At 60.9% G+C, this 13,365-nt stretch carries 11 protein-coding genes; 10 read left to right on the top strand and 1 reads right to left on the bottom strand.

Translation table 11 applies throughout. The annotated features are described in order from the left end of the window. Positions 1–3: 3 nt before the first annotated feature. The gene (tsf, locus tag F3G95_RS01135) at positions 4–927 is read left to right on the top strand and encodes a translation elongation factor Ts (protein ID WP_149793445.1); all 924 of its coding nucleotides are present in this window, start codon (positions 4–6) and stop codon (positions 925–927) included. A 390-nt stretch (positions 928–1,317) separates the two neighbouring features. Here the strand turns inward: tsf and F3G95_RS01125 are convergent, their stop codons facing one another. Beyond that, positions 1,318–3,045: a carbon starvation CstA family protein gene (locus F3G95_RS01125; RefSeq protein WP_149793443.1), complete on the bottom strand. Its 1,728-nt coding sequence runs from the start codon at positions 3,043–3,045 to the stop codon at positions 1,318–1,320. A gap of 713 nt (positions 3,046–3,758) precedes the next feature. Here F3G95_RS01125 and F3G95_RS01120 point away from each other — a divergent pair. From F3G95_RS01120 to lon, 9 genes are all read left to right on the top strand, one after another. Then, positions 3,759–4,067, top strand: coding sequence for a YerC/YecD family TrpR-related protein (locus tag F3G95_RS01120; RefSeq protein ID WP_149793442.1), 309 nt, complete (start codon positions 3,759–3,761; stop codon positions 4,065–4,067). Between the two features lie 68 nt (positions 4,068–4,135). Beyond that, complete coding sequence (locus F3G95_RS01115; protein ID WP_149793441.1) at positions 4,136–4,471, top strand: hypothetical protein; 336 nt, start codon at positions 4,136–4,138, stop codon at positions 4,469–4,471. A gap of 170 nt (positions 4,472–4,641) precedes the next feature. Continuing rightward, a complete protein-coding gene (locus tag F3G95_RS01110) occupies positions 4,642–5,310 on the top strand; it encodes an HAD hydrolase-like protein (protein WP_243130234.1) in 669 nt (222 codons plus the stop codon). A gap of 19 nt (positions 5,311–5,329) precedes the next feature. Next, entirely contained in the window at positions 5,330–7,123 is a 1,794-nt protein-coding gene (locus F3G95_RS01105; RefSeq protein ID WP_243130233.1) for an SGNH/GDSL hydrolase family protein, read from the top strand. Positions 7,124–7,179: 56 nt separating this feature from the next. Further along, entirely contained in the window at positions 7,180–7,407 is a 228-nt protein-coding gene (locus F3G95_RS01100) for a hypothetical protein (RefSeq protein WP_149793438.1), read from the top strand. Positions 7,408–7,530: 123 nt separating this feature from the next. Beyond that, complete coding sequence (locus F3G95_RS01095) at positions 7,531–8,271, top strand: YjjG family noncanonical pyrimidine nucleotidase (RefSeq protein WP_149793437.1); 741 nt, start codon at positions 7,531–7,533, stop codon at positions 8,269–8,271. A gap of 51 nt (positions 8,272–8,322) precedes the next feature. Beyond that, positions 8,323–10,218 carry an ABC-F family ATP-binding cassette domain-containing protein gene (locus tag F3G95_RS01090; RefSeq protein WP_149793436.1) on the top strand — a complete coding sequence of 632 codons (1,896 nt, stop codon included), beginning with the start codon at positions 8,323–8,325 and terminating at the stop codon, positions 10,216–10,218. Positions 10,219–10,243: 25 nt separating this feature from the next. Continuing rightward, complete coding sequence (locus tag F3G95_RS01085) at positions 10,244–10,783, top strand: Gx transporter family protein (protein WP_149793435.1); 540 nt, start codon at positions 10,244–10,246, stop codon at positions 10,781–10,783. Positions 10,784–10,901: 118 nt separating this feature from the next. Continuing rightward, positions 10,902–13,352: an endopeptidase La gene (lon, locus tag F3G95_RS01080; RefSeq protein ID WP_149793434.1), complete on the top strand. Its 2,451-nt coding sequence runs from the start codon at positions 10,902–10,904 to the stop codon at positions 13,350–13,352. The last annotated feature ends 13 nt before the right edge of the window (positions 13,353–13,365 follow it).

The raw sequence follows: 13,365 nt of genomic DNA, 5'->3' as shown, positions 1-13,365 counted from the left end.
AAAATGGCTATTACTGCAAAGGACGTTATGGAACTGCGCAAGCAGACCGACTGCGGCATGATGGAGTGCAAGAAGGCTCTGACCGAGGCTGACGGCAACTTCGAGAAGGCTGTCGAGATCCTGCGTGAGCGTGGTCTGGCTACCGCCGCCAAGAAGGCAAGCCGCGTGGCTGCCGAGGGCATGGTCTACGCCGATTACTGCCCCGCGTGCAAGGTGGGCGTCGTCATCGAGGTCAACGCCGAGACCGACTTCGTCGCCAAGAACGACAAGTTCGTCGCCTTCGTCAAGGAGGCCACCAAGGTCATCATGAAGCAGGACCCCGCTGATGTCGAGGCTCTGATGGCATGCAAGACCGAGAGCGGCGAGACCGTCGATGAGGCTCTGAAGAACCTCATCCTGGTCATCAAGGAGAACATCAAGGTCCGCCGTTTCGTCCGTTACGAGGGCGTCTGCTCTGCATACGTCCACGGCGGCGGCACCCACGGCATCCTGGTCAACTTCGAGACCACCAACGGCATCGAGGCCAAGGACGAGTTCGCTGCATACGGCAAGGATGTTGCCATGCAGGTCGCAGCTGCCAACCCCAGCTACGTCGATGAGGCTGCTGTCCCCGCTGAGGTCGTCGCCAAGGAGAAGGAGATCCTCCTCGCTCAGATGGCCAACGACCCCAAGAACGCCAACAAGCCCGACGCTGTCAAGCAGAAGATGATCGAGGGCAAGATCAAGAAGTACTTCAAGGAGAACTGCCTGGTCGATCAGGAGTTCGTCAAGGACGGCGACATGACCGTTGGTCAGTACACTGCCAAGGTCGCAAAGGACCTGGGCGGCGACATCAAGGTCATCAAGTTCACCCACTTCGTCAAGGGCGAGGGCCTGGAGAAGCGTTCTGACGACTTCGCTGCTGAAGTCGCAAGCATGGTGAAGTAAGCCAGCTTCTACTGCTGAAGTAAACGAAAGCCGCAGTGCCTGTAACAGGGCGCTGCGGCTCTTTTTGTTGGTGCTTGTAAGGGAAACTGAGGATGGATGTATTGCTCCACGACAGCTATACAGGAGTCGGTAGCTTTCTCTTCGGACACGGTTCGGGCCATTCCATCGCCCGCCCTATTGCCTTCGGCAACAGGGTCCCACCCCAGCGGACGGTCCTCAGAGAAACTACCGACTCCATCTACGCACCGGACGACACCCCGCATTGCCGCGCATCCAGCCAGAGCAGGGGAAAACCATCACCACCACACAATAAGAGCAAACAAAAACGCCGCTGACGGTTCGGAAGCCGTCAGCGGCGTTTTGCTTATTCAGTCAGCAGCGGTCAATGGATCAGGCCTTGGCCTCGCTGTTGTGCTCTGCCTTCTTGTAGGCGGAGAAGGAGTGGAACACGATGTTCAGGCCCAGAACGATCAGCAGCACAGCCAGGATGAGCTGCAGGCCGTTGGCGATGAACACAGCGCCCCAAGTGGTCTCACCGGCAGGGATGGTGACAGCAGCGGCATTGCTGATGGCCTTGACCATAGCCATGAGGCGCTGCACCAGAGCGGTGAAGGTGACGCAGAGCATGATGATCAGCGGGGGGAAGAGCATCTTGTTGCTGCGGCCGGTGACCTTCAGGAAGACACACAGGGTAGACAGGACCAGAGCGCTCAGCAGCTGGTTTGCAGAACCGAACAGGGGCCAGATGTTGGCGTAGCCGATCTTGGTCAGGATGAAGCCGAACACCAGAGTGATGAAGGTGGAGAAGTAGACGTTGCAGAGCAGCTTGCGCCAGCCCTCAGCGTGCTCCATGTCGTCCACGCTGAACAGCTCCTGGAAGCTCATGCGGCCGATACGGGCCACGGCATCCAGACTGGTCAGAGCCAGTGCGGAAACGCACATGGTCATAAAGACGGTAGCGGCATAAGCGGGGACACCGAACATCTCAAAGAAACCGGCGACGCCGCGGCTGAAGATCTGGAAGGGAGTGCCGGCGGCGGGGGTGCCGTCAGCAGCGGCAGCAGCACCGGCGACGCAGAGAGCCAGAACAGCCAGCAGACTCTCGAGGATCATGGCGCCATAGCCGACCTTCAGCATATCCTTCTCGTTCTCGACGGTCTTGGAGGAAGTGCCGGAAGAGACGAGGCTGTGGAAGCCGGAGACAGCACCGCAGGCCACGGTGACGAACAGGATGGGGAACATGGTGCCCAGCTTCTCGTTGGTGAAACCGGTGAAGACGGGCAGGTTCATGGTGGGGTGAGCGACCAGCAGGCCCACAACGGCACCGGCGATCATGGCCACGAACATGAAGGTGGTCATGTGGTCACGGGGCTGCTTCAGCAGCCACATGGGCAGAACTGCGGCAAAGAAGATGTAGACGAAGGTGATGTAGCTCCATGCAGCCTTGCCCAGAACCAAGGGCAGGTTTGCACCGATGACGAAGGACAGCACGATGAAAACGATGCTGATGACGCTCTCTTTCCAGCCGGAGAAGTTGAACTTCTTCTGGATGAGGCCGAAGACGACAGCAAAGACCATGAACATGATGGAGACCATACCGGCAGCGCCGTTGGTCTGAGCAGCCTCCACCAGAGCACCGTCGGCGCCGAAGGCGTTGAAGGTTCCGGCCACCATGTCAGCAAACGCTGCAATGACGATGCCGCAGAACAGCCAGCAGAACAGCAGGAACAGCTTGCGGCCGGTCTTGCCGATGTACTTCTCGATCAGCATGCCCATGCTCTTGCCGTCGTTCTTGACGGAAGCGTACAGAGCGCCGAAGTCGGTGACAGCGCCGAAGAAGATGCCGCCCAGCAGCACCCACAGCAGGACAGGCAGCCAGCCGAAAGCAGCAGCCTGGATGGCACCGGTGACAGGGCCTGCACCGGCGATGGAGCTGAACTGGTGTGCAAACACGGTCCAGCCGTTGGTGGGGACATAGTCACGGCCATCCTCGTGGACGACTGCGGGGGTCTTGGCGGTGGGGTCGATGCCCCATTTGTTGGCCAGCCAGCGGCCATACAGCGTATAAGCGCCGAACAGACACACGGCTGCGATCAAAACGATGACCAGCGTATTCATTTCTTTATACCTCTTTCCTTTCTTTCACACCGGCAATGGCCGAAGCAGGACGGCTGTGCCCAAAAGCAGGGCAGGCGAAACGGCCCGGAGGGGTGAAAAAAGCCTCCGTCCTCACGAAAGATAGAGACACAAAGATGTATCCCATCTTCCTCGAAGACGAAGGCCAAACGGTGCATCTGCACCGGTCGTTCTCCGCGGTACCACTTCGTTTGCTGCTTTCGGGAGCAGCCGCTTGCGCGTACAGGCGTTCCTGCCGCCGATACGCCGCCCTGTAACGTGGGCTGAACGGCCATGCACTACTGCCGCAAGCGGGTTCGCACAGGCTGCTCGCAGGTGAGGGCTGATCGCACTGTGCTGCCGTCTTGCACCGGAATGGCGGCTCTCTGAGCGCAGGGAATGCGAAAAGTCATGTCCTGTTCATTGCATTTGCCGAATGATTGTGTATACTTTAGTCCTGATTTCATAATTTGTCAATATATTTTGGGCAAGTTAGGAGACTGTGCCATTTTTGCGGGGGAGAGATTAAGAAAATTTAGGCGATTTTTGTTCAGATGTGAGATGAATAAAACTGAATGCCTCCACAGGTGAAATCTGCTAAACTCCCGGAAAGAAAGACCGAATACTTGACTTTTATACTTTCAAGTGCTAAAGTAACAGAGTAATAGAAAGACCCCTGCCGCACCCCGCGGCACTTTGCCCTAAAGGAGGCAGCTATGGCGGACAAGAACCCCAGAAGAAACCCCACCACCGACGCACTGTTCGACGCGATCCTGAGTCTTGAGACGAGGGAGGAGTGCTACAACTTCTTCGAAGACCTCTGCACGGTCAAGGAGATCTCCGATATGGCCCAGCGTCTGGAAGCGGCCAAGCTCCTGCTCGGCGGCAGCACCTACGACCAGATCGTAAAGGCGGTGGAGATCAGCACCGCCACCATCAGCCGCATCAACCGCTGCATCCAGTACGGCTCCGGCGGCTACCGCGACACCATCGAGAAGGTACAGAAGAGCGCAAAGCCGGAGTGACATCCGGGCGGCGAGGCACATAGGATGGACTGCGCCCGATTCCTATTATAGAAAGGAAGGTCCTTCTTATGGCTGATACCACCAACTGCACCCCCTGCGTTTCCTGCGGCTGCCCCGCGCTGCCGAGAGTTTCCTTCGACCAGGCCGTCATCGACCTGATGGAGAGCATCGCTCTGCAGGAGTCGGCCCTGAGCCACATCCTCTGCGCCGAGACCCAGAAGATGAAAGCCGCCCTCAGCATGGAGGAACTGGACCTGTGCAAGCTGCTGGAAGTCAACGACTCCGCCACCAACATGGTCCACGCCGTGGCGAACCTTGAGCTGGTTCTGAAAGAGAAGCTGGAATTCATCGCCAACAACCTCTACTACCCCTCGACGGGGAACTGCACCACCACCGAGAGCTGATGTCAAAATGCGACTGCCCGCCCGCAATGGGTGGGCAGTTTTTGCTTTCCGGGGTGGGGCTGCCTAAAAATATGTATAAAAGTCGGAAAAGTGTTTTGTTGGAATTGCTGAATATCGAAATCTGTGCTATACTATATAATGTTTATCCAAAGAGAAAGGGGAACCTGACCTTGCTGCACTACGATGCGATCCTGTTTGACGTGGACGGTACGCTCATCGATTCCGCCCCCGGCATTCTCAATACACTGGAAGAAGTTTTCAGCTCCATGGGCGTTGACATCGCCCGGAGCGACCTTGGCCGCTACATCGGCCCGCCCCTCCGCAAGAGCTTCGGCGAGCATTTCTCCGACCCTGCAAAAATCGAGGAGGCCACGAAGCGCTATCGCGTGAGCTACGCCGCCAAGGGCTGCCACGAGGGCAATGTCTACCCCGGCGTGGTGGAGATGCTGGGCCGTCTCAAGGCTGCGGGCCTGACTCTCTGCACGGCCACCTGCAAGCCCACCGACGTTGTGAGGCCCATCCTCGAAGAGCAGGGCCTTGCGCCTTACTTCTCCTTCGTGGGCGGTGCGTCCATGGATGAGAGCCGCGACAACAAGACCGACGTCATCCGCCACGTCCTCGCCCAGCCCGTCATGCAGGGCAAGCGGGTGCTGATGGTGGGCGACCGCCGGGACGATATGCAGGGCGCTGTGAACTGCAGCCTGGACGCCGCCGCTGTGCTCTACGGCTACGGCGGCAGGGAAGAGGTCGCCCCCTTTGCGCCGGTCTTCATGGCCGCTGACTGCAAAGAGCTGACGGACTGGGCTCTCCGCCCGGTGGACGAGCCTTTCCATTCCTGAAACGAGAGGGACTGAATCTATGAGTCAAAAAAGACAACAACAAAACGAAACCATGACTCCCATGCAGCATCGGGCCGTTCTGGTCTGCATCCTCTGCGTGCTGGCGGTGCTGCTGACCTTCGGCATCACCACCACCCTCCTCAAAAAGGAGGAGCCTGCCCCCTCCGTCTCGGAGTCTGTGGCAGACCCCACCTCCGGCGGAGACCTGTCGGGCCACTACCAGATCGACAACGCCTCCACCGCTCTGCTGACGGAGACCGCCGACGCCGGCACGGACTATCTGAACGACACCCTCTTTCTGGGCGATTCCAACACCGTCCGCCTCTATAACAACGGCCTCATCTCCCTGCAGCAGTTCTGCGCCAAAGAGGGCATCGGCACCCAGGTCGCGCTCAACGAGGGCATCGTTACCTTTAAGAGGGATTCCAACCACTACACCATCCCTCAGGCGGTGGCCATGATGAAGCCCCGCCGTGTGGTCATGACCTTCGGCACCAACGACACCGGGATGGAAGTCCCGGACTTCATCGCCCACTACACGGCCCTCATCCAGGCCATCCAGCAGAGCTACCCCTACACCGACATCATCGTCAACACGGTGCCGCCGGTCCCGGCTGACCACTCCAACTACCCCCACATGGACCAGGCCAAGATCGACGACTTCAACATGGCCCTTCTGGAGATGTGCGAGCAGCTGGGCGTCCGCTTCCTCAACTCCGCCGAGACCCTCAAGGGCAGCGACGGCTACGGCATCGCGGACTACTACACCAGCGGCGACATCCACCTCAAGAGCGCCGGCCTCAAGGCAGTGCTGAACTATCTCCGCACCCACGCCCTGCAGACCGAGGACCGCCGCCCCGACACCAACAACATCCCCACCCGCACCATGGAGTATGTCTCCAACCCCAGCTCCGCCGTGGCCGCTCCCAGCTCGGAGGCTGTCAGCTCCAGCGAGAGTCAGGCCGAGAGCGCCAGCAGCTCGGAGAGTTCTTCCAGCGAGAGCACCAGCGAGAACAAAAAGTTCGAGGCCCGCTACCGTGTGGACAAGAACGGCGGCGGCACTCTGAGCGTCGGCAATGACACCGGCAACAGCTCTGTGACCTACACCGTCACCGACCCCGATAAATCCATCACCGTGACCGCTGTCCCGGCGGAGGGCCACGTCTTTGTCAAGTGGAGCGACGGCCTCACCAGCAAGACCCGCACCGACACCGACTTCAAGCAGAATCTGGACGTCACGGCAGTCTTCGGCACGGCCTCCGTCCACATCACCAGCGAGGGCAAGGGCGCTGTGGGCAGCTCCTACACCTTCAAGGCTGCCTTGAGCGGCAAGTACGCCAAGACCGAGAACCTGCGCTGGTACGCCAACGGTCAGGAGGTCACGCAGGCCGCCGGCAAGTCCAGCATCACCGTGGTGGTGGACAGCTCCATGGTCAACGCTTCTTATAAGATCCACGCCGTCGTCACCTACAACGACTGCAAGGTGAGCAGCAACACCCTGACCATCACCATCGGCAGCGGTGTGACCAGCGAGTCCGGCTCCACCAGCAGTTCGTCCTCGTCCCATGCCGGTTCTTCCGGCAGTACATCCTCTTCGTCTTCCTCTGCAAGCTCGGGCAGCTCTTCCCACAGCACCAGCAGTTCGTCGTCGGCATCGTCCGGTACGGCGTCCGGCAGCTCCAAGGCAGAGCCGGAGTCCGAAAGCAAGCCCGAGTCCAAGTCGGAAGCTGCTTCGGAGCCCAAAGCAGAGTCGAAGGCCGAAAGCAAGTCGGAAGTCTCCGCCAGCAAGGAAGCCGAAGGCAAGGCAGAATGACGCCCCGCACCTTCCTCTGCGAAGCCGCATAGGCTGAGCCGAGAGGAGGCGAGCGGATGTTCCGTGAAGAAATGCAAGTCCTCGGCCTGCCCGGCGCAGAAGATGTGACCGACGGCAGCGTGGACTACTACGACATGGATTGGGAAAACGTCGAGAACGGCGTGACAGAGGAGCAGATGGCAAAGTGCATCGCAAAAGCGTGCGCCTGCACACCGCGTTGTAAGTGCAGCGGGAATCTGCCGGACCAGTCCGACGAGGGCGCCTATGAAATGACGTTGGAATGATAAAAATACGAGAAGCCAGCTCTGCCGGGCGGGGCTGGCTTCTCGCTGTTCTCAAACCGCACCGCAGCCGCGCCCGCTCAAGGCGGCAGGCGGCTCGAAACATGATAGAGAAGGGAAAGAAACATGGCAAAATATTATTGCATCCTCTTCGATGCAGACAATACGCTTCTGGACTTTGACGCCGCCGAGAACAAGGCGCTGGCTGAGACGCTGGTAGAATACGGCATCGAGCCGGACGCCGGGACGGTGCAGACCTACCGGGACATCAACTCGGAGCTGTGGCGTCAGCTGGAAAAGGGCCAGATACGCCGCGACAAGCTGATGGGGGAGCGCTTCACCCGCTTCCTCAAGGCCATCAACGCAGCCGGTGACGGCGTGGAGATGAACCGCTGCTACCTCGACCACCTGTCCTCCCACCCCGACCTGATGACCCCCAATGTGCCGGACGTCCTCGGGGAGCTTTCCGAGGTGGCGACGCTGGCCGTCGTGACCAACGGCTTCGAGAAGGTGCAGAGCCGCCGGGTGGCAGAATCCGGCATCGGGGCCTACCTTGAGGACGTCTTCGTCTCCGAGAAGCTGGACAGCGAGAAGCCCAGCCGCCGCATCTTCGACTCCGCCCTCCGTGCTCTGGGCGTGGAGAACCGGGAGCACGTCCTGGTGGTGGGCGACAGCCTCACCAGCGACATTCAGGGCGGCGTGAACGCGGGCCTCGACACCTGCTGGTTCAACCCCGGCCACGCCGAGAACCCGGGCAAGGTGAGCCCCACCTACGAGATCGCCTCGCTGGAAGAACTCTACCCGCTGGTGATGGAGCCGGAAGAGCTGGCGAACCTCGGTCTCAAGCACCGCCGTCATCAGCTGTAACGGCGGGAATGTCCCTATCCACCCTACTGGAAAAGAACACGGAAGAACGATATGCTGATTCATTTGGAAAAACTCGGAAAGAGCTTTGGCGAGAAAGTCGTCCTGCACGACGTGAGCGCCAGCGTGGAAAAAGAAGACCGCATCGGCATCGTGGGCCAGAACGGCGCAGGCAAGACGACCCTGCTCAAGATCCTGACCGGCGTCTACACCGACTATGACGGCGAGTTCAGCGTGACCCACGGTGTGACGCTGGGCTATCTGGAGCAGAACGCAAAGCTCGATGTCACGCTGGATATTTACGGGGAGATGCGCTCTTCCTTCGCCCCTGTGCTGGACGCCATGGCCCAGATGCAGATCTTGGAAAAGAAGATGGCGGCCTCTCCCGACGACGCCGCCCTTCTCGAAAAGCACGACGAACTGCAGAACATCATCGACGCCGCCGACGGCTACAACATGGACGTCAACATCAAGAAGGTGCTGTCCGGCATGGGCTTTGCGCAGGATACCTGGAGCAAGAACGTGGGCGTCCTCTCCGGCGGTGAGCTGACCCGTCTCCGTCTGGCCAAGCTCCTCCTCGAGAAGCCGGACGTCCTCATTCTGGATGAGCCCACGAACCATCTGGACTTCGCCACCATGGAGTGGCTGGAAAACTACCTCAAGGGCTACTCCGGTGCCGTTCTGGTGGTCAGCCACGACCGCTATTTCCTCGACAACGTCTGTACCAGGATCTGGGAAGTCTCGTTCCAGACCATGACCACCTATAAGGGCAACTTCTCGGCCTATCTGCCCCAGAAGGAAGCCGCCGACGCCCTGCGCCAGAAGCAGCACGACGCCGACGTGGCGCTGGCCGAAAAATTACAGGACTACATCGACCGCAACCTCGTCCGTGCCTCCACCACCAAGATGGCCCAGAGCCGCCGCAGGCAGCTGGAAAAGTTGGAGATCACCGAGGCCCCTCAGGACGAGACCAACCAGCTCAAGTTCCGCTTCGAATACGACGTGGAGCCGTGGAATGAGCTGGTGCTGCTCAAGAACCTGACCATTCAGATCGGCGACCGCACCCTGCTGGAGCCCTTCACCTATACGGTCTGCCGCGGCCAGCGGCTCATCATCGCCGGCCCCAACGGCGCAGGCAAATCCACCCTGATGCAGGTGCTGGACGGCAAGCGCCGCCCCTCCGGCGGCATGGTCCGCCTTGGCACCGGCGCACGGCCCAGCATCTTCGCCCAGCAGCAGAACCGCATCGGCGCGGGCCGCGTCATCGACGTCATCTGGAACAAGTACCCCCGGATGACCGAGCTGGAAGTCCGCAGCCATCTGGCAAAGCTGGGCTTCCGGGGCGAGACGGTCTTCAAGCCCTGCGAGGCCCTGTCCGGCGGCGAGCTGGCCCGACTGCGCTTTGCAGAGATCGTGCTGGAACGCCCGAACCTGCTGTTCCTGGACGAGCCTACCAACCATCTGGACATCTACACCCGCGAGAACCTGACCGAGGCGCTGATGGCCTACACCGGCACGCTGCTCCTCGTCACCCATGACCGCCACCTGATGAATAGTCTGGCCTGCCCCATCCTCTATCTCGAGGACGGCAAGGCGGTCATCTACCCCAGCTATGACGCCCTGATGGGCCGCGCCGCTCCCGCCCCCGTGGCCGAGAAGAGCAGCGAACCCGCCAAGGCGGGCTACGGCAAAGAGCAGCGCCGCCGCCGGGCCGAGCTGCGCGCCAAGATCAAAGCCTGCGAGGACGAGATGGAAGCCTGCGGCGCCCGCGAAGTGGAGCTGGAAAACGAGATCAACTCGCCGGAAGTCTACAACGACCCCCAGCTTTTGCGGGAAAAGAGCGACGAGCTCAGCGACCTGCGCTTCCATCAGGATGAGCTTTTCGCCGCGTGGGAGGCCGCCGTCGAGGAGCAGGAGCAGTACGAGCAGACCGCCGGCGGCGAAGAATGACCGATGCAGCAAAGGGGGAGAGCCGATGGCAAACCGAAACCATGACCCGAAGAAAACACACGAGATCGCACTTTCCGGCCTGCTGTTCGCGCTGGCGATGGCGCTTTCCTTCATCGAAGGCACACTGGTCATCCCGGGCCTTGCGCCGGGCATGAAGCTGGGCCTTGCGAATATCGTGGTGATGTATGCACTGTTCTTCATGGGGGCGCGGCAGGCGCTCTATCTCGACCTGCTCAAGGCGCTGTTCGTCTTTCTCGTCTCCGGCTGGACGGCAGGCTTCCTCTCGCTCTGCGGCGGGCTGTTGTCCCTGCTGGTGATGTGGGTGCTCTACTATAAGCTCCCGTTCCGGCCCACATGGTTCATCCTGTCGGTCTGCGGCGCACTGTCCCACAACATCGGCCAGCTGCTTGGCGCGGGGCTCATCCTGTCCTCGGCCATGTCGCTGTACTATGCGCCGGTGATGCTGGTGCTGGGCCTCGTCATGGGCGCCCTCACGTCCCTGACCCTCCGGGCCATCCTGCCCGCACTGGGCAGACTGGGCTATAACACCCGGGAAAAGCGCTGAGCAGTTGCATCTGCAAACATTTTTCGCTATAATAAAATGATAGATTTGATATGACCCTACAAAAAAGCCGCCCTTATGGATGACTCGCATCCGAGGGACGGCCGGGAGGTTTTGTACTATGTCTGAAAAAGTTACGGTCAAGGTGGAGCGGAGCGTCCTCCACCTTCCGGCCATCGCCCTGCGCGGGCTGGTGGTCTTCCCCAACAATCTGCTCCACTTCGAGGTGGGCCGCGAGAAGAGCATCGCCGCCGTGGAATGGGCCGTCAGCAACAACTCTGACGTCTTCCTCGTGGCACAGAAAGAGATGAAGGTCGAGGACCCCAAGGCCGCCGACCTCTATACTTACGGCGTCGTGGCCGAGGTCAAGCAGGTGATGCGGGTATCGGACGACCTCGTCCGCATCCTGGTCGAAGGCAAATACCGCGCCAGACTCTCCGAGATGGAGGACGACGGCAGCTTCCTGCTGGCCACCGTCCGCCCGGCCCCGGTCAAGATGGCGAAGCCCGAGGAGCTGCCGGAGGCGGACGTCCTCGTCCGCAACGTCAAAAAGAGCTTTGACGACCTGCTGGCTCTGAACCCCCACATCGGCAAGGACGTGGTGTTTGCCATCGCCACCAGCACCGACGCCGCTTTCCTGTCCGAGTACATCCCGGCCAACCTCCTGTTCCGCTTCGAGGATAAACAGGCCATTCTGGACGAAGGCACCCTGATGGGCCGTCTGCATCTGCTCATCGAGAAGATGCACCGGGAGCGCCGGATGCTCGAGATCGATAAGGAGATCGCCCAGAAGGTAGACGAGGCGATGGACAAAAACCAGCGCGACTACTCCCTCCACGAGCAGCTCCACATGATCAGCGAGGAACTGGGCGAGGACGACGATACCACCGCCGAGGCCGAGGAGTACCGCCGGAAGATCACCGCCCTCCATCTGGACGAGGACCGGGAAAAGAAGCTTCTCAAAGAGGTGGACCGCCTCTCCAAGATGCAGAGCAGCAATCAGGAAGGCACGGTCATCCGCACCTATCTGGACACCTGCCTCGACCTGCCCTGGAACACCTTCACCGAGGACGATCTGGACATCGCCAAGGCCCAGCGGGTGCTGGACCGGGACCACTACGGCCTGAAGAAGGTCAAGGACCGCATCCTCGAGGTGCTGGCCGTCCGCAAGCTGGCCCCCGATGTGAAGGGCCAGATCATCTGCCTCGTCGGCCCTCCGGGTGTCGGCAAGACCAGCATCGCCCGCTCCATCGCCGAGAGCCTGAACCGCAAGTATGTCCGCATCAGCCTCGGCGGCGTGCGGGATGAGGCCGAGATCCGCGGCCACCGCCGCACCTACATCGGCGCGATGCCCGGCAAGATCATCAACGCCATGATCTCTGCCAAGAGCTCGAACCCCCTGATGCTTCTGGACGAGATCGACAAGCTGGCAGGCGACTTCCGGGGCGACCCGGCGGCCGCTCTGCTGGAAGCCCTCGACCCCGAGCAGAACAGCACCTTCAACGACCATTTCATCGATATGCCGTTTGATTTGAGCCATGTGCTCTTCATCACCACGGCCAACGACCTCAGCGCCATCCCCGGCCCGCTGCGCGACCGCATGGACGTCATCGAGCTGCCCAGCTACACCCGGGTGGAAAAGTACAACATCGCCCGGAAGCATCTGGTCCCCAAGCAGCTGGACGCCTGCGGCCTGACCGGCAAAGTCACCTTCTCCCAGAGCGCCCTCTACGGCATCATCGACGGCTACACCCGCGAGGCCGGCGTCCGCAATCTGGAGCGCACCATCACCAGCGTCCTGCGCAAGTGCGCCCGGAAAATTGCTTCCGGCGAGGCGGAGAATGTTTCCGTCACCGGCACCGGCCTCGAAAAGCTGCTGGGACCCCGGATGGTCAAGCCCGAGTTTCTCAACCGCACCAACGCCATCGGCATCGCCAACGGTCTGGCCTGGACCAGCATCGGCGGCGAGACCCTGCCCATCGAGGTGCAGGTCATCGACAACGGCAGCGGCAAGATCACCGTCACCGGTTCTCTGGGCGACGTGATGAAGGAGAGCGCCCAGCTGGCCATCACCTATGCCCGCGTCCATGCCGCAGAGTACGGCATCGACTCCGAGCGCCTCAAGAAGTGCGACCTGCACATCCACGCCCCGGAGGGCGCAGTCCCCAAAGACGGCCCCTCTGCCGGCGTCACCCTGACCACGGCCCTCATCTCCTGCCTGTCCGGCATCCCGGTGCGGGGCGATGTGGCCATGACCGGCGAGATCACCCTCCACGGCAATGTGCTGCCCATCGGCGGCCTCCGCGAGAAGAGCATGGCCGCTTACCGCGAGGGGATGAAGACCGTCCTCATCCCGAAGGACAACCTGTCCGATCTGTACGAGGTGGACGACGAGGTCAAGAAGAACATCGAGTTCCTGCCCATGTCCAACCTGTCGCAGGTCCTCGCCGCAGCCCTCCTCAAGCCCAAGACGGTGTCTGCGGGCCACCCCCGCACCAGGAAGGTAAAGCCCGCTGAGGCTGCGGCCCTGCCGCAGCCGGCGGAAAAGCCGCAGCCGGGCGCGGTCTGCTGAGACGAAAGGAGCG

It is taken from the genome of Faecalibacterium sp. Marseille-P9312 (assembly GCF_902497445.1).
Lineage (GTDB): Bacteria > Bacillota > Clostridia > Oscillospirales > Ruminococcaceae > Faecalibacterium > Faecalibacterium longum.
This window is presented reverse-complemented; position numbering and strand designations above follow the sequence as displayed.